This window comes from Lacinutrix chionoecetis, from assembly GCF_053604665.1.
The window spans coordinates 1-453 of sequence record NZ_JBSHNQ010000006.1 but is presented as its reverse complement, the minus strand read 5'-3'; the positions used below and the strand labels follow the sequence as shown (position 1 = coordinate 453).

General features: G+C 50.3%; 1 protein-coding gene. It reads right to left on the bottom strand.

Annotated features, from left to right (window positions below):
* Positions 1-453: Ig-like domain-containing protein (locus ACVC43_RS00030; protein WP_452222525.1), on the bottom strand; the 453-nt coding region annotated here is incomplete at both ends.

The following is a 453-nucleotide window of genomic DNA, read 5'->3' as shown; positions in this document are numbered from 1 at the left end:
TGAAGGTTACCTCGCCAGTTTCATCTACTGTCCAGGTACCTTCGCCTGGTACTACTAACTCATCGTTATCGCCATCGCCATCCGTATCGGTTGCGGCCGGATCGGTAAACGATACGGTTGCTGGATCGATTGCGCCATCTGTATCTGAATCGGCTCCGTTTCCATTGTCTGCCGTTACATCTACAGTGGCTGGTGTATTGGTTGGTAAACCTGCTACATCATCGTCTTCTGCGATTGGATCTTGTGCATCGAAGTCTAAGGTAATCGTTGAGTCGTTAGACACATTACCGTCGTTATCTTCCACGTTGTAGTCGATTGGTGTTGGATCGCCTGTAAAGCCTGCTTCTGGTGTGAAGGTTACTGCGCCTGTAGTATCATCTACAGTCCAGGTGCCTTCGCCTGGTACCACTAACTCATCGTTATCGCCATCGCCATCCGTATCGGTTGCGCCTG